We start from the raw sequence: 18556 nt of genomic DNA, 5'->3' as shown, positions 1-18556 counted from the left end.
GCGGGTCTCTTTACATCGGTCCCCAGATGGTAGCCGCGAGGCGGCCTGCTTGGCAAATCACGAATGAGGAGCGTCATGGACGAACAACGCCGCCGCGCCGCCGCATGGTTCCACGAGTTGCGCGACCGCATCGTCAAGGCCTTCGAGGGGCTGGAGGATCGCGCCCCGGGCCCCCTGCCTGTCGGACGCTTCGAGGTGACGCCCACCACGCGCGCCGATGACGGCGGCGGCGGGCTGATGTCGGTCATGCGCGGCGGCCGTACCTTTGAAAAGGTCGGCGTGAACTGGTCCGAGGTTCACGGCACGCTGGCGCCCCGCGCCCAGGCCGCGATGGCCGCGCGCGGCGTGCCGGGCATGCAGGACGACCCGCGTTTCTGGGCCAGCGGCATCAGCCTGGTGGCCCACATGCAGAACCCGCATGCGCCTGCCGTCCACATGAACACGCGCATGTTCTGGACGCCCGGCGCCTGGTGGTTCGGGGGCGGGACGGACCTGAACCCCTGCCTGGAATATGCCGGGGATACCGCGCATTTCCACGACACGCTGCGCGCGGCCTGCATGCCGCATGGGGCGGAGTACTATGACCGCTTCAAAGCCTGGGCGGACGAGTATTTCTTTATCCCCCATCGCGGACGGGCGCGGGGCGTGGGCGGGATCTTCTACGACGACCTGAATACGGGCGATTGGGAGGCCGACTTTGCCTTTACCCGCGCCGTGGGCGAGGCCTTCCTGCCCGCCTTCCTGCCCCTGGCCGAGGCGCGGATGACGCAACCTTTCGACGAGGCCGACCGCGATGCGCAGCTGGTCCATCGCGGCCTCTATGCGGAATACAACCTGGTCTATGACCGGGGGACCAAGTTCGGGCTGGAGACCGGACACAATGCCGATGCCGTGCTGATGAGCCTGCCGCCGCTGGCGAAATGGATCTGACCACGACCGAAGGGCTGGCCGGTTTCGTGCTGGCCGCCGTTCTGGCCGAGGTCACGCCCGGCCCGAACATGAGCTACCTGGCCATCGTGGCGCTTGGCGACGGGCGCCGTGCCGGGCTGGCGGCGGTGGCGGGCGTCGCCCTGGGGCTGGGCCTGGTGGGGGTCGCCGCGGCCTTGGGTCTGGGTGCGCTTATTACCGCCGTGCCGGCGCTGGCGCAGGTCCTCAGATGGGGCGGTGCGGCCTATCTGCTCTGGCTGGCATGGCAGGGCTGGAAAGGGGCCGATGAGGCCCCCGAACATGCGCCGCGCGGATCGACGCTGGCACGGTTCTTCCGGCGTGGGCTGGTGACCAACCTGCTGAACCCCAAGGCCTTTGCCTTCTACCTGACCGTGCTGCCCGCCTTCGTGCCTGACGCGGCGGGCGATCCGGCGCGTTTCCTGACAATGGCCGCGGTCTATGTCGCGATCGCGACCGCCATTCATGCATCAATCGTGCTGGCCGCGGCCTCCTGGCACCGGGTTCTGGGGCAGGAGGCCGCACAGGGCCGGCTGCGGCGCCTGCTGTCGGTGCTGCTGGCCCTGGTCGCGGTGTGGCTGCTGGTGGCGACCGCCGGGTGATCAGACGTCCAGTTCCTCGACGAACCGCGCGTTTTCCTGGATATATTCGAACCGCAGCTCGGGCTTCTTGCCCATCAGGCGCTCGACTAGGTCGCCGGTCTCGCCGCCCTCGTCGTCGTCGATGCTGACGCGGATCAGCTTGCGCGTCTTGGGGTTCATCGTCGTGTCCTTGAGGTCCTTGGCGTCCATCTCGCCCAGACCCTTGAAGCGCTGCACGTCGATCTTGCCGCGCCCGCCCAGGCCCTTGGCCATCATGCGCTCTTTCTCGGCATCGTCGGAAACATAAAGACGATGCGCCCCTTGAGTCAGGCGGTATAGCGGCGGGCAGGCCAGGTACAGATGCCCCTTGTCGATCATCGGCCGCATCTGCGTGAAGAAGAACGTCATCAAGAGCGACGCGATATGCGCGCCGTCGACGTCCGCGTCTGTCATGATGATGATCTTGTCATACCGCAGATCATCGACGTTGAACTTGGACCCCATGCCCACGCCAAGCGCCTGGCACAGGTCGTTGATCTCCTGGTTGGCGCCCATCTTGCTGGATGCGGCGCCCAGCACGTTCAGGATCTTGCCGCGCAGGGGCAGCAGCGCCTGGTTGGTGCGGTCGCGGGCCATCTTGGCCGAACCGCCGGCGCTGTCGCCTTCCACGATGAACAGCTCGGTGCCCTCGCGGTTGGTGGCGCTGCAATCGACCAGTTTGCCGGGCAGGCGCAGCTTTTTCGTGGCCGTCTTGCGGGCGGTCTCCTTTTCCTGGCGGCGGCGCAGGCGTTCCTCGGCGCGCAGGATCAGGAAATCCAGGATCGCCCCGGCGGATTTCGTATCGGCGGCCAGCCAGTTGTCGAAATGGTCGCGCACCGCGTTCTCGACCAGGCGGGCGGCCTCGGTCGTGGCCAGGCGGTCCTTGGTCTGACCCACGAATTCCGGCTCGCGGATGAAACAGCTGACCAGCGCGCAGCCGCCGATGGTCAGGTCCTCTCGGGTGATCTGGGCCGCCTTCTTGTTGCTGACGCGTTCGCCATAGGCGCGTACGCCCTTCAGGATCGCCGCCCAGAAGCCCATCTCATGCGTGCCGCCCTCGGGGGTGGGCACGGTGTTGCAATAGGACTGGATGAAGCCGTCGCGGGCCGGCGTCCAGTTGATGGCCCAATCGACCTTGCCCGGCACGCCGAACTTCTGCTGGAAATCGACGCTGCCGGCAAAGGGACGGTCCGAATAGGTCGAGGCGCCCGACAGCGTCTCGGCCAGGTAATCCGCCAGTCCGCCCGGGAAGTGGAACACGGCCTCGCGCGGGGTCTCTCCGTCGTCGATCTCGGACTTCCAGCGGATCTCGACCCCGCTGAACAGGTAGGCCTTGGACTTGACCATCTTCAGCAGCCGCGCGGGCTTGAAGCGGTGATGGCCAAAGATCTCCTCGTCGGCATGGAAGGTCACGGTGGTGCCGCGCCGGTTGGGCGCAGCCCCGATCTTCGCCACAGGTCCCTGCGGAATGCCGCGCGAGAAGCGCTGTTCGAACAGTTCCCGGTTGCGCGCGACCTGGACGATCATGATGTCGGACAATGCGTTCACGACCGAGGCACCCACGCCGTGCAACCCGCCCGAGGTCTGATAGGCATCGCCCGAGAACTTGCCCCCCGCGTGCAGCGTGCACAGGATCACCTCCAGCGCGGACTTGCCGGGGAACTTGGGATGCGGGTCGACGGGAATGCCGCGGCCATTGTCGCGCACCACGACGCTGTAATCGGCCAGCAGCTCGATCTCGATGCGGCTGGCATGGCCCGCCACGGCCTCGTCCATCGAGTTGTCCAGGATTTCCGCGACCAGGTGGTGCAGCGCGCGTTCGTCCGTGCCGCCGATATACATGCCGGGGCGCTTGCGCACGGGCTCCAGCCCTTCCAGCACCTCGATCGAGGATGCGGAATAGGCGTCGGCTTGCATGTCGCCGGAAAGAAGGTCGTCGGCCATGGGGCTCTGCTCGTTCTGTCTGAGGGTCGGCGCGGTTATCTCATGCACCGGGGTCCGGCGGCAAGGGCTTGTGGGGCCGGGGGGCACCCGGCCCAACCGATGGAGTGCGGCTATTCCGGTTCGGCTATGCGCGCCTGCCACATGGCCTGGAAGGCCGGACGTTCTTGGCAGGCCGACAGCCAGGCGCGGATCGCAGGGAAGGGCTCCATCAGCGCGCCGTGGCCTTGGGCATAGCGCATGATCTCGGCCATGTTCAGGTCCGCCACGGTAAAGCGCCCGCCGACCAGATAGGCGTGGATTGCCAGATGCTCTTCCAGCACCTTCAGCGGGCGGACCAGCCGTTCGGCGGCCTGGGCCACGATGCCCACGTCCTCGGCGTCCTGCAGCGTGCCGCGGTTGTGCAGCATCAGGATGGTCAGGGCGTCAGGCTCGATCGCGGTGGCGCCATAAAAGGACCACTGGCCCATCAGCGCATCCTCGGCATAGTCCTGCGGCCCGACGCTGGTGCCGTGCTTGCGCGCCAGATGCAGCGTGATGGCCAGGGATTCCGACAGGAACAGACCCTCGTCCTCGATCACCGGGATCGCGCCCGCGGGCGACAGAGCCAGGAAGTCCGGGCTGCGGGTGTTCAGGGGCGCGCCGGCCGCGTCGGCATTGGCGATGCGATAGGCCTGGATCACCAGCACCTGCCGGAAAGGCAGGTCCAGTTCGTGGCACAGCCAGATGACGCGCGAGGCGCGCGAGCGCGTGACGCCGTGGATGATCAGCATGGGAACCCCAGAGGTTTGGACTGCGGCCCAGACTGTGCGAGGTCGCGACCGGCCGCAACCCCTAGCGCAGCCCGGCCCGCGTCGCCGTCCGGTCGATGGCGTCGACCACGGCCTGCGGGTCGCCGTGCTGGGGCATGTGGCCTATGCCCGGCATCACCACCAGATGCGCCCCCGCCACGTCCCGCACCATCTGACGCGAATGGATGTCCAGATAGACCGTGGTGTCGCGGTCGCCGTGCAGCAGCTCGATCGGCATGGTCAGGCTGGGGTATTGGGGCGCCATCGCCGCCAGATAGGGCTTGAGGTGGCCCACCTGCTGTGCGTTGGCGCGCAGGCTGTCGCGCCGGGCCGACAGCCCCGCCCCGATATGGTCCGCATAGCCCGGTGGCGGTTGCTGCGGCGCGAAGATGCCGGCGATGATGTCCTCGGCCCGGTCCTCGGGCACGAAGGCGGTGATCAGCGGCACCGCCGCGTGCTGGCCCAGGCTGCTGTTGATGAAGGGATACCAGGGGCCTAGGTCGCCCGGCCAGGGATGGGTGGCCCCGGCCAGCAGCACCAGGGCCGAGGTGCCCGCGGGATCGCCCAAGGCCCAGGCCATCGCCACGGCGCCGCCATAGCTGTGCCCCAGCACGATCGGATCGTCCACGTCCAGCTGGTCGGCCGCGGCGCGCAGCAGGTCGGCCTGGGCGCGCGGGTCCTCGGTCAGCGCGCCGATCGGGTCGGTCCAGCCCAGGCCGGGGCGGTCGAAGGCGATCACGCGATAGCGGTCGGTCAGCCGCCCCACCAGGTCAAAGGTGAAATCGCGGCTGCTGCCGCTGGCGCCGTGCAGCAGCACCAGGTCGGGACCCCGGCCCTCGACATGGGCGTGGACGGTGACGCCGTTCACCTGCAGCAGGCGCCCGGTCGGCGGGTATCGCGCCTCGAAGGCGGCCTCGCGCGCTGCGGCGCGCCTGTCGACATAGGCCGCGCAGCCGCCCAGAAGCACCGCCAGCCCCAAGGCCGCCAGCAGCAGTTTCGCCCATGTCATGCAATCTCCCCTCTGCCGTCCCTGCCGAACAGACACGGGCGCAGGGCGGTTCCGGTTGCGGAGACCGGGCGCGAACCCGACCCGCGGCCAGGTGATTTGCAACAGCACCCGCTTGGGCGTAATCAGGCGAACAAATCCGCCCGAGGTGTTCCGATGACCGTCCGACCGTCGCTTCTGTCCCTGGCCGTCATGCTGATGCCCGTCGCGGCAGGGGCGCATCCCCATGTCTTCATCGATGCCGCGCTGCAGCTGGACCATGATCCGGAAGGGCGCCTGACGGAGATCGCCGTCGAGTGGGCCTATGACGATTTCTATTCGCTGCTGATCATCGAGGACATGGGGCTGGATCCCGATGGCGACGGGCAGCTGACGCCCGCGGAGGAGGCGAGCCTTCAGGGTTTCGACGCGGACTGGGCGCCGGGGTCGCAAGGGGGCCTCTATCTGGGCGTGGAGGGCCGGCGCGTCTCCCTCCAGGCGCCGCGGGATTTCAGCGCCAGCTATCGCGACGGGCGGCTTATCTCGCGCCATGTCCGGCCCCTGGCGACGCCGCTGGAGGCGGGGGTGCCGCTGCTGATCCAGGTCTATGATCCGGAATATTACGTCCAGTTCAGCCTGCCCGACGCGCCGGTGGTCAATGGCGGCCGCGACTGCCGGATCCGTCAGCGGCCGGGCGATCCCTATGCCGCCGCCGATGCCTATGCCCAGGCCGTGGCCGCCGCGCTGGAGGACGACGACAGCGGCATGACCGAGGAGATGCTGATGGTCGACATCGGCCCGGCCGGCGCGGATGAGGTCCGCATCCAGTGCGGCACCGCGCCATGAGCCGCGGCCTGTTGCGCGTCCTGGTGCTGACCGGGCTGGCGGTGGGGCTGGTCGTTGTGGCCCTGTGGCTGTCAGGCGGCCTAGCGGGGATCGAACATTGGGCCGCCGCCCGCCAGCGCGAGGCGCAGAACCTGATGGCGGGCGCCCTGCGGTCCCTGCGCAACGCCGAGCCCGGTGCGGTCCTGGCGCTGCTGTCGGTCTGTTTCGGCTATGGCGTCTTTCACGCCATCGGGCCCGGCCACGGCAAGCTGGTCATCGGCAGCTATGGCTTTGGCGCGCCCGTGCCGCTGGCGCGGCTGGCGGGCCTGTCGGTGGCGGCCTCGCTGGCGCAGGCGGGGTCCGCCATCCTGCTGGTCTGGGGCGGGATCACCTTTCTGGACCTGGGGCGGCAGGCGCTGACCGAACTGACCGAGGAGCGGATGGCCGACATCAGCGCGGTGCTGATCGCGATGGTCGGGCTGTGGCTGGGCCTGCGCGGGCTGAGGATGCTGAGTGCGACGGCGCGACGTCACGACCACCACCATCATCACGGCGATGATTGCCGCTGCGGTCACGCCCATGGGCCGACGCCCGCGCAGGTCGCGCAGACCCGGTCGCTGCGCGATGCGGTGCTGGTCATCGGCAGCATCGCGGCGAGGCCCTGCACGGGGGCCATGTTCCTTCTGCTGCTGACATGGCGGATGGGGATCTTTGGCATGGGCGTGCTGGGGACCGTGGCGATGGGTTTGGGGACCGCCTTTGTCACCTTGGGCGTCGCGGGCCTGGCAGTCTGGGCGCGGCGGGGCAGCTTTGCCATGATGCCCGCCGCGGGTCCCTGGGCGCAGGCCGCGCGCTGGCTGCCCGGCGCGATGCAGCTGGGGGCGGGGGCGCTGATCGCGGTCATCTCGGCCGGTCTGCTGTTCTAGGGGCTGCGGCGGCGCGCCGCAGGTGGGCGGGCCGGCGTTTGACTCAGGTCAAGGACGTTGGGCGGCCTCGGGTCTAGACCCGGGGCGCGCAACAGGAGCCTTTCCATGTCCACCCCCCAGCTGGATCAGCCCAGCCTTTATGCCTCGCGCGAGCCGATCTTTCCCAAGCGGGTCAGCGGCCGGTTTCGCAACCTGAAATGGGCCGTGATGGCAGTGACGCTGCTGATCTATTACGTCACGCCCTGGATCCGCTGGGATCGCGGCAGCCTCATGCCCGACCAGGCGGTGCTGGTGGACCTGGCCAACCGCCGCTTCTTCTTTTTCTGGATCGAGATCTGGCCGCACGAATTCTATATCGTTGCGGGGCTTCTGGTCATGGCGGGGCTGGGGCTGTTCCTGTTCACCTCGGCGCTTGGGCGGGTGTGGTGCGGCTATGCCTGCCCGCAGACGGTCTGGACCGACCTCTTCATCCTGGTCGAGCGCTGGATCGAGGGCGACCGCAACAACCGCATCCGCCTGCACCGGCAGGGCTGGGACCTCAGGAAGGCGCGGCTGCGGCTGACCAAATGGGCGACCTGGCTGGTGATCGCGCTGCTGACCGGCGGGGCCTGGGTCTTCTATTTCACCGATGCGCCGACGCTGGCGCGCGACCTGGTGACGCTGAATGCCCACCCGGCGGCCTGGGTCACCATCGCCATCCTGACCGCCACCACCTTCGCCTTTGGCGGCTTTGCCCGCGAGCAGATCTGCATCTATGCCTGCCCTTGGCCGCGCATCCAGGGCGCGATGATGGACGAGGACACGCTGACCGTCGCCTATCGCGACTGGCGCGGGGAACCGCGCGGCAAGGCGGCGGCGAAACCGGCGGCAGTGCCTGCCATCGCGCCCAAGGGCGACTGCATCGACTGCATGGCCTGCGTGAACGTCTGCCCCATGGGCATCGACATCCGCGACGGCCAGCAGCTGGAATGCATCACCTGCGCCCTGTGCATCGATGCCTGCGACGAGATCATGGACCGCACCGGCAAGCCGCGCGGCTTGATCGGCTACATGGCGCTGCGCGACGAGGAGGCCGAGCGCACGGGCGCCAAGCCCCGGTCGGTCTGGGCCCATGTGCTGCGACCCCGGACGCTGCTGTATTTCACAATGTGGGCGGCCATTGGGGTGCTGCTGTCGCTGGCGCTGGTGATGCGGTCCGAGGTGGACATGAACGTGACCCCGGTCCGCAACCCGCTCTATGTTACGCTGTCGGACGGCGCGATCCGCAACAGCTATGAGCTGCGCCTGCGCAACAAGCAGCACGAGGCCGTGACATTCCAGCTGGGCGTCGAGGCGCCGGGCCCGCTGATCCTGTCGGTCGAGGGCGAGCCCGCGCAGCAGATCACCGTCGCGCCCGACCAGACCCTGACGCAGCGCCTCTACCTGACGGCGCCGGCCGGTTCCGACATGGCGGGGATCGAAAGCAGCCAGATCGTGCTGACCGCCGCCCAGATCGACGGGCAGGCCCGCACGCGCATCGACACCGTCTTTCACGGAAAGGAAACCGCACGATGAAAGGCGAACTCAAGGGCGTCCATGTGCTGGCCATCACCTTGGCCGCCTTCGGCACGATCATCGCCGTGAACCTGGTGATGGCCTATAACGCGATCAGCAGCTTTCCCGGCGTCGAGACGCGCAGTTCCTATATCGCGTCGCAGCATTTCCAGGCCGACCGCGACGCGCAGCAGCGGCTGGACTGGCACGCCGATCTGCGCGTGGAGGGCGACCACCTGATGCTGAGCCTGCGCGACGGGGCGGGCGCGGCCGTGGCGCCCGGTGCGCTGCAGCTGATGCTGCGCCGGCCCACCCATCAGCGCGCCGACCAGCAGCCCCGCCTTGTCCCCGAAGGGCCGGGCCAGTGGCGCGTCACCGCCGACCTGGCGCCCGGCAACTGGAATGCCGACCTGAGCGCCGCCGCCGCCGACGGGACCGCCTTTCGCCAGCGCCTGCCGCTGCATCTGGGGAATTGACGCCATGGCCGACCTGACCGCCTCTGCCGGATACCAGCCGCGCCTGGGCGCCTGTCCCGCCTGCGACGCCGCGCCCCTGGCGCAGCGCCTGGCCGAACGGGCCGAGGTTGCGCGTCCCGCCAGCCTGATCCTGTCGCTGCCGGCGGCGCATTGCGCGCTCTGCATCACCGATGTGGAGCGCGCGCTGACCGCCCATCCGGGCGTGCGGGGGGCGCGGGTGAACCTGACCCTGCGCCGTGTCACCGTCGACGCGCCCGGCCTGACGGCCGAGGACCTGATCCCGGTCCTGGCAGGCATCGGCTATGAGGCGCACGAGCTGGACCCGCAGGCCCTCTCGGCCACCGCTGCCGACCGCGCGGGGCGCGACCTGCTGATGCGCATCGGCGTGTCGGGGTTTGCGATGATGAACATCATGATCCTGTCCGTCGCGGTCTGGTCGGGGGCCGAGGCCGCCACCCGCGACCTGTTCCACTGGATCAGTGGCGCCATCGCGCTGCCCACAGTGGCCTTTGCGGGCCAGCCCTTCTTTGCCAGCGCATGGGCCTCGCTGCGCGCGCGCCGGCTGGGGATGGACGTGCCCATCTCGCTGGCGCTGGTGCTGGCTTCGGCGATCAGCGTCTTCGAGACGGTGCATTCGGGCCATCACGCCTATTTCGACGCGGCCGTGATGCTGTGCTTTTTCCTGCTGATCGGGCGCTACCTGGACCACCGCACCCGCGCCATCGCCCGATCCGCCGCGGCCGAACTGACCGCGCTGGAGGTGCCGCGCGCCACCCTGCTGCGCGACGGCACCGAAGCGGTGGTGGCCGTCGCGGACCTGCGCCCCGGCGATCTGATCCGCGTGCGTCCGGGCGGGCGCATCCCGGCCGACGGGGTGATCACCGAAGGCGCGTCCGAGATCGACCGCGCCCTGCTGACCGGTGAGACGCTGCCCGTGCCTGCCGCGCCGGGTCTGGCGCTGTCGGCGGGTGAGGTGAACCTGACCGGGCCGCTGGTGCTGCGCGTCACCGCGGCCGGGCAGGACAGCTCGCTTGCGCGGCTGACCGCGCTGGTCGAGGCCGCCGAAAGCGCGCGGGGCCGCTATACGTCCCTGGCGGAACGTGCGGCGCGGGGCTATTCGCCCGCCGTGCACCTGCTGGCCTTCAGCAGTTTCCTGGGCTGGTTCTGGGCCACGGGCGACCTGCGGCTGGCGGTGAACATCGCGGCGGCGGTGCTGATCATCACCTGCCCCTGTGCGCTTGGGCTGGCGGTGCCGGCGGTCGCGACGGCGGCCTCGGGGCGGCTGTTCCGGCGCGGCCTGCTGATCAAGGACGGCACCGCGCTGGAGCGGCTGGCCGAAGTCGATACCGTGGTCTTCGACAAGACCGGCACCCTGACCATGGGCCAGCCGCGCCTGGTCGATGCAGGCGCCATCCCGCCCGACATGCGCCCGGTCGCCCGGGCACTGGCCGAGGCATCGTCCCACCCGCTGTCGCGCGCCCTGGCCGAGGCGCTGGTCGACACGCCGGCGGCGGTGCTGGACCAACTGACCGAACGGCCGGGGCAGGGCGTTTCGGGTCTCTGGCAGGGCCGGCTGGTGCGGCTTGGGCGTGGCGACTGGCTGGGCGCGGCGGATCGCGACGACGCGGCCACCCTGTCCAGCTGGCTGGGCATCGAGGGGCAGCCGCCCCTGCGCGTGGATTTCACCGACCGCCTGCGTCCGGGGGCCGAGGATTGCATCGCGGACCTGCACGCCGACGGGCGGCGGGTGATGCTGCTGTCGGGCGATCGCGCGGCCCCGGTCGCAGCGCTGGCGCGCCAGCTGGGCATCACCGAATGGCATGCCGGCGTCAGCCCCACCGAAAAGGCCGACCATGTCGGCCGCCTGGCCGAAGGGGGTGCCCGCGTCCTGATGGTGGGCGACGGGCTGAACGACACGGCGGCGCTGGCGCGGGCCCATGCCTCGATCTCTCCGGCCTCGGCGCTGGACGCGGCGCGGGTGGCCAGTGACATGGTGCTGACGGGTCAGGATCTGGCCCCGGTGGCCGAGGCGCTGGTGATCGCCCGCCGCGCCACCCGGCGCATCCGCGAGAACTTTGCCATCTCGTTCGGCTATAACGTGCTGGCGGTGCCTATCGCGCTGGCGGGTTTCGCGACGCCGCTGATCGCCGCGCTGGCCATGTCCACCAGTTCGATCACCGTCACCCTGAACGCCTTGCGCCTGTCCGGAAAGACCCGCTGATGGAAATTCTGACCATCCTCATTCCCGTGTCGCTTGGGCTGGGGGCCGCCGGCCTTGGCGCCTTCATCTGGGCGCTGCGGAACAGCCAGTTCGAGGACCCCAAGGGCGACAGCCAGCGCGTCCTGTCGGATCGTTGGGACGACCATCCCCGCCAGGACCCGTAACGGGCCCTGACGGACGCGGGGTCAGGGCAGGACGATCTGCAACTGCGCCGCCAGGGCCTCGATCTGCGGTCCCATCGCGGCGCGGTTGGCGAACAGCGTCGCCTGCGACCGCAGGATCGGGTCTTCGTCCAGGATGCGCAGGTTGTTGGCGCGCAGCGTCTCGCCCGACGAGGTGATGTCGGCGATCGCCTCGGCGGTCAGGTTCGCCACCGTGCCTTCGGTCGCGCCCTGGCTGTCGACCAGCTGGTAATCGGCGACCTCATGCGCGGCCAGCCAGGCCCGAACCAGGCGGTGATACTTGGTGGCGATGCGCAGGCGGAACCCGTGCTCGGCCCGGAAATCCCGCGCGATGGCCGCGAAATCGTCCAGGTCGCGGCAGTCGCGCCAGCAGTCGGGCACCGCCAGGATCAGGTCAGCATGGCCAAAGCCCATCGGTGCCAGTTCGATCAGGTCCGACGACCATCCGGCCAGCTTTTCCCGCACCAGGTCGGTGCCGGTCACGCCCAGCTCGATCCGGCCGGCGGCCAGTTCGCGCGGGATCTCTCCGGCCGACAGCAGGACCAGCTGCAGGCCCTCGGCGCCCTCGACCCGGCCCGCATATTCGCGGTCCGACCCGCTGCGCGACAGGCGCACGCCGCGCGCGGCGAACCAGTCGAAGGTCTGTTCCATCAGCCGCCCCTTGGACGGCACGCCAAGGCGGATCATCGCGCGCCCTCCAGTTCTGCGACAAGGCCCGGACGCAGGATGCCGCCCACCGCCGGGATCTCGCGGCCCTTGCCCAGCACGCGGGTCAGCGCGTCATAGCGCCCGCCCGAGGCGACCGGCGGCCAGCCCTGCCGCCCGGCCTGGAAGCTGAACGTGAAGCCGTCGTAATATTCCAGCGTGGCGCGACCGTGGCTGGCGTCAAAGATGACGCGGGACAGGTCGATCCCCTGCGCCGCGATCGCCTGCAGCCGCGCCTCGATCCGGGTCACGGCATCCGCGATGGCGGGCATGTCGGCGGCCAGGTCGCGCAGGGCCGGCAGGGATTCGGGCGCGGGGGCCCGCAGCGCGAAGAGGCGGTCCAGACGCTCGGTCCAGATGGGCGACAGGGGCGCGACGGCCGCATCGGCCTGAAGCCGCGCGATCCGGCGCGTCATTTCGGCATCCGAGCGCAGCCCCGACCAGGCGCCCGTGCCGGCGGGAAAGTCGCGCGCGACCGCAGGGGCCGAAAAGCGCGCCAGCAGCCGGGCAAAGCGGCCGGGCCGCCAGATGTGGTGCATCAGCGCCTCGGCCCGCGCCTGCGTCAGCGGCAGGCCCGCGACCGCATCCAGCAGCAGCCCCATGTCGCCGATCTCGGCCTGCAGGTCCAGCGGCGCCAGGGCGCGGTGGAACAGCGCAAAGACCTCGGCATCGGCGCCGGGATCGCGGCTGAACAGCTCGAAGCCGCATTGCAGGTATTCGTTGTCGCGCGGGTTGGCGGGGCGTGTGTCCCCCATGTCCTGCTTGCGGAAAACCTCGCCAAGATAGCAGTAGCGTGCGGGTTCGGCCCCGTTCGACATATGCGCCTGGACCACGGGAACCGTGAAATCGGGGCGCAGCATCATTTCGCCCCGGGTCGGGTCGCTGGTCACATAGGCGCGGGCGCGGATATCCTCGCCGTAAAGATCCAGCAGGCTTCCGGCCGGCAGCAGGATGTCGGGGGCGACCTCGACGGCGCCGGCGGCGCGGAATTCGGCCAGCAGCCGCTGGCCCACGGCCTGCTTCTCCTGCTTGGGGATCATCCGAGGATCCGCCGCACTTCGGCCACCAGATCAGCGCGCGGCACCTCGGTCTGGGCGGGCTGGGACTTCCACTCGTCCAACGAGGCCTCGGCCGCGATCCGGGCGCCCAGGACCAGGTCCTTGACCTGCACGACACCGCGTTCGGCCTCGTCCCCGCCCTGGATGATCGCAACCGGGGCGGCACGCTTGTCCGCATATTTCAGCTGGTTGCCGAAGTTCTTGGGGTTGCCCAGATAGACCTCGGCCCGGATGCCCGCGGCGCGCAATTCGGCGGCCATGGCCTGGTAATCGGCCATGCGGTCGCGGTCCATCACGGTCACGACCACCGGCCCCGCGTCCTGCGTCCCCGCCAGCCCCTTGGCGCGCAGCGCGGCCAGCAGGCGGTCCACGCCGATGCTGACGCCGGTCGCCGGGACCTTCTGACCAGTAAAGCGTTCCACCAGCCCGTCATAGCGGCCGCCGCCCGCGACCGATCCGAACTGCCGCTTACGGCCCTTTTCGTCCAGGATCTCGAAGGTCAGCTCGGCCTCGAAGACCGGGCCGGTGTAATAGCCCAGGCCCCGAACGACCGAGGGGTCGATGACGGCCCGATCCTCGGCCACGCCCATCGCGGCCAGCATCGCGGCGATCTGGCGCAGCTCGTCCACGCCTTCGGCGCCGATCTCGGACGCGCCCACGGCCGCCGCCAGGTTGTCCAGGGTCGCCGCGTTGTCGGAGCCTTTTGAGGTCAGGAAGGCCAGCACGGGCGCTGCCTGCGCCTCGGACAGGCCGACGCCGTCGATCTGCGCACCGCTGTCGTCGCGCCGCCCGCTGGTCAGCAGGGCCAGGACCCCGTCGCGGCCGACCTTGTCGAACTTGTCGATGGTGCGCAGCACGTCGTCGGCCTGGCCTTCCGCCACATCCGCCGCCTCCAGCACGCCGTTCAGCACCTTGCGGTTGTTGATGCGCACCAGATAGTCGCCGCGCACGATGCCCACGCCCTCCAGCGCGTCGGCCAGCATCCCGCAGATCTCGGCATCCGCCGCGACCGAGGCCGAGCCGACCGTATCCGCGTCGCATTGATAAAATTGCCGGAACCGCCCCGGCCCCGGCTTTTCGTTGCGCCAGACCGGTCCCATCGCATAGCGGCGATAGGGGGTCGGCAGGTCGTTCCTGAACTGCGCCGCGACACGCGCCAAGGGCGCCGTCAGGTCATAGCGCAGCGCCAGCCAGTCGCCCGAACCGCCGCCCGGGACTGCCTCCTCCTGCCAGGCAAAGACGCCGGCATTGGGGCGGTCCACGTCGGGCAGGAACTTGCCCAGGGCCTCGACCGTCTCGACGGCGCTGGTTTCCAGCGGGTCAAAGCCATGGCGATGATAGATCCCGGCGATGCGGTCCAGCATGGCCTTGCGTTCGGTCACGTCCGCGCCGAAATAGTCGCGAAAGCCCTTGGGCGTCTCGGCCTTGGGCCGGGGCTGTTTCTTTTGATCTTTTGCCATGGTGTCTCGTGCCTTTTGAGGGCCATATCCAGGCGCCGCTGTAACGGAAGGCAAGCACATGGACAAGCAGCAGGGCGACCGGCTTCGACAGCTCGAGGAAACGGTGGCGCATCTGACCCGCGTGACCGAGGACCTGTCCGAGGTCATCGCCCGCCAGGACCGCGACCTGGCCCGCGTCACCCGCCGCCTGGACCAGCTGTTGCTGGCCGAGGCCGAACGCCAGGCCGACGCCGCCGGCAGCGTGGCCATCGCCGACCAGCGCCCGCCGCATTACTGAGGCCACGCGGCTTCTTCGTTGCCGAAATACCCTCCTTGGGCCGCAGGACGGCGCCGGCCGTCCCGGGGGCCGACGGCCGCCGCGTCCCGACAAAGCCGCTTTCCCCCCCGGGCGCGATGCGCTAGAGGCGGGACGAAAAGAACTTCGGACAACGAAAAGGATCGCTCATGGCCAATGTTGTGGTTGTCGGAGCCCAGTGGGGCGACGAGGGCAAGGGCAAGATCGTCGACTGGCTTTCCGAACGCGCCGACGTGATCGCGCGCTTTCAGGGCGGTCACAATGCCGGCCACACGCTGGTCATCGGCGACAAGGTGTTCAAGCTGTCGCTGCTGCCCTCGGGGATCGTGCGCGAGAACAAGCTGGCCGTGATCGGCAATGGCGTGGTGCTGGACCCCTGGTCGCTGTTTTCGGAAATCGACAAGCTGGCGGGGCAGGGGGTCAGGATCTCGACCGAAAACCTGATGATCGCGGAAAACACCCCGCTGATCCTGCCGCTGCACCAGGACCTGGACAAGCTGCGCGAGGACGCCGCCGGCAAGGCCAAGATCGGCACCACCGGCCGCGGCATCGGCCCCGCCTATGAGGACAAGGTTGGCCGCCGCACGATCCGCGTCGCCGACCTGGCCGACGAGGAGACGCTGGACAGCCGCCTCGAGCGCCTTCTGGCCCATCACGACGCGCTGCGCGCCGGCCTGGGTGCCACGCCCATCGACCGCGCCGAGCTGAAGGCCAGGCTGCTGGAGATCGCGCCCAAGCTGCTGCCCTATGCCCAGCCCGTCTGGAAGATCATGGCCGATGCCCGCAAGGCCGGAAAGCGCATCCTGTTCGAGGGTGCGCAGGGCAGCCTGCTGGACATCGATTTCGGGACCTATCCCTATGTGACCTCGTCCACGACCACCTCGGGCGCCGCCGCCTCGGGGACCGGCATGGGGCCGGGCGCCATCGGCTTTGTCCTGGGCATCGTCAAGGCCTACACGACCCGCGTGGGCGAAGGCCCGTTCCCGACCGAGCTTCACGATGGTGACGGCCAGCGTCTGGGCGAGCGGGGGCACGAATTCGGCACTGTCACGGGGCGCAAGCGCCGCTGCGGCTGGTTCGACGCGGTCCTGGTGCGCCAGACCTGCGCCATCAGCGGCGTGAACGGCATCGCGCTGACCAAGCTGGACGTGCTGGACGGGTTCGAGACGCTGAAGATCTGCACCGGCTACGAGATCGATGGCGTGAAATACGACTACCTGCCCACCGCCGCCGCCCTTCAGGCCAAGGTGACGCCCATCTACGAGGAGATGGACGGCTGGCAGGAATCGACCGCCGGCGCGCGCAGCTGGGCCGAGCTGCCCGCCGCCGCGATCAAGTATGTGCGCCGGGTCGAGGAGCTGATCCAGTGCCCCGTCGCGATGCTGTCGACCAGCCCCGAGCGCGACGACACGATCCTGGTGACCGATCCCTTCGCGGATTGATCCGCCCCTGCCGCGGCCGGTCCGGCCGCGGCATATCTTGGCACGTCCCCCCCGCAGGAGCGCATCTTGGACCTGAAGAGCCGGAAAAGACTTTCGATCCTGATCCTGCTGGTGCTGATGCCGGTCTATGTGATCGTGGCAGTGTCGCTGATGAACTGGCTGGACGGCCAATTTGGCCGGCAGCCGATCTGGGTCGAGGTGGTGATCTATCTTCTGCTGGGCATCCTCTGGGCGATGCCCTTCAAGCGGGTCTTTCGCGGCGTCGGCAAGGGCGAATGACGCCCCGGCCGGTCCGGGATCGCCAGGGCGTCACCGTCATCGGCGGCGGCGCCGTCAGCGATGCTGACCTGACCCAGGCCCTGGGCGTGGCCCCGGTGCTGGTCGCGGCCGATGGCGGGGCGGACCAGGCCTTGGCGCTTGGCCGGGCGCCGGACTGGGTCATCGGCGATTTGGACAGCATTTCGCATTCGGCGCGCCGCCGGATTCCTTCGTCCCGGGTCATGCATGTGGCCGAACAGGACAGCACCGATTTCGTCAAGTGCCTCAGCCGGATCGACGCGCCGGTGGTGATGGCGGTGGGCTTTGCCGGGCTGCGGCTGGACCACACGCTGGCGGCGCTGACCGCGATGGTGCAGCCGCAGGCGCCCTGCGTGGTGATGCTGGCCTCGGACGACGTGATCTTTGCCTGCCCGCCGCGCCTGATGCTGCCGCTGATGCCGGGAACGCGGGTGTCTCTGTATCCGATGGGGCCGGCGCAGGGCACCAGCACCGGGCTGGAATGGCCGATCGAGGGGATCGGATTCGCGCCGGGCGGCCGCGTCGGCACCTCGAACCGGGCAACGGGCCTGGTCACGCTGCGCATGGAGGGGCCGATGCTGGTCATGCTGCCGCGCGATTGCCTGGGAACCGCGCTGACGGCCCTGCAACGCCCCCTGCGCTGACGCCATGCCACGAGGGGCCGGTTGCCGAAACCGGCCTCATGGCCTATCTGAAGGACGAACCCCCGGAGGCTGCCTGCATGTCGCTGAACCCGATCCGCCCCTGGCGCAACATCGAACGCCGGAAATCCCGCCAGATCATGGTGGGCCGCGTGCCTGTGGGCGGCGATGCGCCGATCAGCGTGCAGACGATGACCAACACGAACGGCCATGACGTGCGCGCCACGCTGGACCAGGTGATCCGCGCGGCCGATGCGGGCGCGGACATCGTGCGCATCAGCGCCCCCGACCAGGAGACGACCCGCGCGCTGCGCGAGATCTGTCGCGAAAGCCCGGTGCCGATCGTGGCGGACATCCATTTCCACTACAAGCGGGCCATCGAGGCGGCCGAGGCGGGCGCCGCCTGCCTGCGCATCAACCCCGGCAATATCGGCGACGAAAGCCGGGTGCGCGAGGTGATCCGCGCCGCCAAGGACCACGGCTGTTCCATCCGCATCGGGGTGAATGCCGGCAGCCTGGAAAAGCACCTGCTGGAGAAATACGGAGAACCCTGCCCGGACGCGATGGTGGAATCGGGCCTTGATCACATCAAGATCCTGCAGGACAACGATTTCCACGAATTCAAGATCAGCGTGAAGGCCAGCGACGTGTTCCTGTCGGCCGCCGCCTATCAGCAGCTGGCCGAGGTGACGGATGCGCCGATCCACCTGGGCATCACCGAAGCCGGCGGCTTTGTCGGCGGCACGGTGAAATCGGCCGTGGGCTTGGGCAACCTGCTCTGGGCCGGGATCGGCGACACGATCCGCGTCAGCCTGTCCGCCGATCCGGTCGAAGAGGTCAAGGTCGGGTTCGAGATCCTCAAGTCGCTTGGCCTGCGCACGCGCGGCGTCCAGATCATCAGCTGCCCCAGCTGCGCACGCCAGGGTTTCGACGTGATCAGGACCGTCGAGGCGCTGGAAAAGCGGCTGGAGCACATCAAAACGCCGATGAGCCTGTCGATCATCGGCTGCGTGGTGAACGGCCCCGGCGAGGCGCTGATGACCGATATCGGCTTTACCGGCGGCGGGGCGGGCAGCGGCATGGTCTACATGGCCGGGCGCCAGAGCCACAAGATGTCGAACGAGCAGATGATCGACCACATCGTCGAACTGGTCGAGAAACGGGCCGAGGTTCTGGAAACAGAAGCGGCGGCGGCCGAGGCAGCCGAGTAGCG

Annotated in this window: 19 protein-coding genes; 13 read left to right on the top strand and 6 right to left on the bottom strand. The window is 69.3% G+C overall.

What is annotated here, in order from left to right:
- Positions 1-63: 63 nt before the first annotated feature.
- Positions 64-930 (top strand): oxygen-dependent coproporphyrinogen oxidase, encoded by an 867-nt coding sequence (hemF, locus tag ACNR9W_RS09510; protein WP_419267580.1) that lies wholly within the window; start codon positions 64-66, stop codon positions 928-930.
- Positions 921-1547 carry a LysE family translocator gene (locus ACNR9W_RS09505; RefSeq protein ID WP_419267581.1) on the top strand — a complete coding sequence of 209 codons (627 nt, stop codon included), beginning with the start codon at positions 921-923 and terminating at the stop codon, positions 1545-1547. Before hemF ends, ACNR9W_RS09505 begins: the two co-directional genes overlap by 10 nt.
- On the opposite strand, the gene parE is transcribed toward ACNR9W_RS09505, so the two are convergent.
- From parE to ACNR9W_RS09490, 3 genes are all read right to left on the bottom strand, one after another.
- Positions 1548-3509, bottom strand: coding sequence for a DNA topoisomerase IV subunit B (gene parE / locus ACNR9W_RS09500; protein WP_419267582.1), 1962 nt, complete (start codon positions 3507-3509; stop codon positions 1548-1550). It abuts the gene before it with no gap.
- A 110-nt stretch (positions 3510-3619) separates the two neighbouring features.
- On the bottom strand, positions 3620-4279 hold the full coding sequence (locus tag ACNR9W_RS09495; RefSeq protein ID WP_419267583.1) for a glutathione S-transferase family protein: 660 nt from the start codon (positions 4277-4279) through the stop codon (positions 3620-3622).
- Between the two features lie 61 nt (positions 4280-4340).
- Positions 4341-5306 carry an alpha/beta fold hydrolase gene (locus ACNR9W_RS09490; RefSeq protein WP_419267584.1) on the bottom strand — a complete coding sequence of 322 codons (966 nt, stop codon included), beginning with the start codon at positions 5304-5306 and terminating at the stop codon, positions 4341-4343.
- 153 nt (positions 5307-5459) lie between these two features.
- On the opposite strand from ACNR9W_RS09490, the gene ACNR9W_RS09485 reads away from it, so the two are divergent.
- From ACNR9W_RS09485 to ccoS, 6 genes are all read left to right on the top strand, one after another.
- Positions 5460-6128, top strand: a complete 669-nt coding sequence (locus ACNR9W_RS09485) for a DUF1007 family protein (RefSeq protein WP_419267585.1) — start codon at positions 5460-5462, stop codon at positions 6126-6128.
- Positions 6125-7033, top strand: a complete 909-nt coding sequence (locus ACNR9W_RS09480) for a nickel/cobalt transporter (protein ID WP_419267587.1) — start codon at positions 6125-6127, stop codon at positions 7031-7033. The genes ACNR9W_RS09485 and ACNR9W_RS09480 overlap by 4 nt, the downstream gene beginning before the upstream one ends.
- A gap of 105 nt (positions 7034-7138) precedes the next feature.
- On the top strand, positions 7139-8587 hold the full coding sequence (ccoG, locus tag ACNR9W_RS09475; protein WP_419267588.1) for a cytochrome c oxidase accessory protein CcoG: 1449 nt from the start codon (positions 7139-7141) through the stop codon (positions 8585-8587).
- Positions 8584-9042, top strand: a complete 459-nt coding sequence (locus tag ACNR9W_RS09470; RefSeq protein ID WP_419267589.1) for a FixH family protein — start codon at positions 8584-8586, stop codon at positions 9040-9042. The genes ccoG and ACNR9W_RS09470 overlap by 4 nt, the downstream gene beginning before the upstream one ends.
- 4 nt (positions 9043-9046) lie before the next feature.
- Positions 9047-11263, top strand: coding sequence for a heavy metal translocating P-type ATPase (locus tag ACNR9W_RS09465; protein ID WP_419267590.1), 2217 nt, complete (start codon positions 9047-9049; stop codon positions 11261-11263).
- Entirely contained in the window at positions 11263-11427 is a 165-nt protein-coding gene (gene ccoS / locus ACNR9W_RS09460) for a cbb3-type cytochrome oxidase assembly protein CcoS (RefSeq protein WP_419267591.1), read from the top strand. The genes ACNR9W_RS09465 and ccoS overlap by 1 nt, the downstream gene beginning before the upstream one ends.
- Before the next feature lie 21 nt (positions 11428-11448).
- Here ccoS and hisG read toward each other — a convergent pair whose 3' ends face one another.
- The 3 genes from hisG to hisS are packed head-to-tail and all read right to left on the bottom strand — an operon-like array spanning position 11449 to position 14668.
- A complete protein-coding gene (gene hisG / locus ACNR9W_RS09455; RefSeq protein ID WP_419267592.1) occupies positions 11449-12132 on the bottom strand; it encodes an ATP phosphoribosyltransferase in 684 nt (227 codons plus the stop codon).
- Positions 12129-13190 (bottom strand): ATP phosphoribosyltransferase regulatory subunit, encoded by a 1062-nt coding sequence (locus ACNR9W_RS09450; RefSeq protein WP_419267593.1) that lies wholly within the window; start codon positions 13188-13190, stop codon positions 12129-12131. Before ACNR9W_RS09450 ends, hisG begins: the two co-directional genes overlap by 4 nt.
- Entirely contained in the window at positions 13187-14668 is a 1482-nt protein-coding gene (hisS, locus tag ACNR9W_RS09445; RefSeq protein ID WP_419267594.1) for a histidine--tRNA ligase, read from the bottom strand. Before hisS ends, ACNR9W_RS09450 begins: the two co-directional genes overlap by 4 nt.
- A gap of 58 nt (positions 14669-14726) precedes the next feature.
- Between hisS and ACNR9W_RS09440 the strand changes: the two genes are divergently transcribed.
- The 5 genes from ACNR9W_RS09440 to ispG all read left to right on the top strand — a co-directional run bounded on the left by ACNR9W_RS09440 (position 14727) and on the right by ispG (position 18554).
- On the top strand, positions 14727-14945 hold the full coding sequence (locus ACNR9W_RS09440) for a SlyX family protein (protein ID WP_419267595.1): 219 nt from the start codon (positions 14727-14729) through the stop codon (positions 14943-14945).
- Positions 14946-15112: 167 nt separating this feature from the next.
- The gene (locus ACNR9W_RS09435) at positions 15113-16405 is read left to right on the top strand and encodes an adenylosuccinate synthase (protein WP_419267596.1); all 1293 of its coding nucleotides are present in this window, start codon (positions 15113-15115) and stop codon (positions 16403-16405) included.
- Positions 16406-16471: 66 nt separating this feature from the next.
- The gene (locus ACNR9W_RS09430) at positions 16472-16684 is read left to right on the top strand and encodes a DUF2842 domain-containing protein (protein ID WP_419267598.1); all 213 of its coding nucleotides are present in this window, start codon (positions 16472-16474) and stop codon (positions 16682-16684) included.
- A complete protein-coding gene (locus ACNR9W_RS09425) occupies positions 16681-17346 on the top strand; it encodes a thiamine diphosphokinase (protein WP_419267599.1) in 666 nt (221 codons plus the stop codon). Before ACNR9W_RS09430 ends, ACNR9W_RS09425 begins: the two co-directional genes overlap by 4 nt.
- Before the next feature lie 77 nt (positions 17347-17423).
- Positions 17424-18554 carry a flavodoxin-dependent (E)-4-hydroxy-3-methylbut-2-enyl-diphosphate synthase gene (gene ispG / locus ACNR9W_RS09420; RefSeq protein ID WP_419267790.1) on the top strand — a complete coding sequence of 377 codons (1131 nt, stop codon included), beginning with the start codon at positions 17424-17426 and terminating at the stop codon, positions 18552-18554.
- Positions 18555-18556 lie beyond the last annotated feature (2 nt).

This window comes from Paracoccus sp. T5, from assembly GCF_048538155.2.
GTDB lineage: Bacteria > Pseudomonadota > Alphaproteobacteria > Rhodobacterales > Rhodobacteraceae > Paracoccus.
Note: the sequence above shows the minus strand (reverse complement) of the source record. Positions and strands in the feature narration are given on the sequence as shown.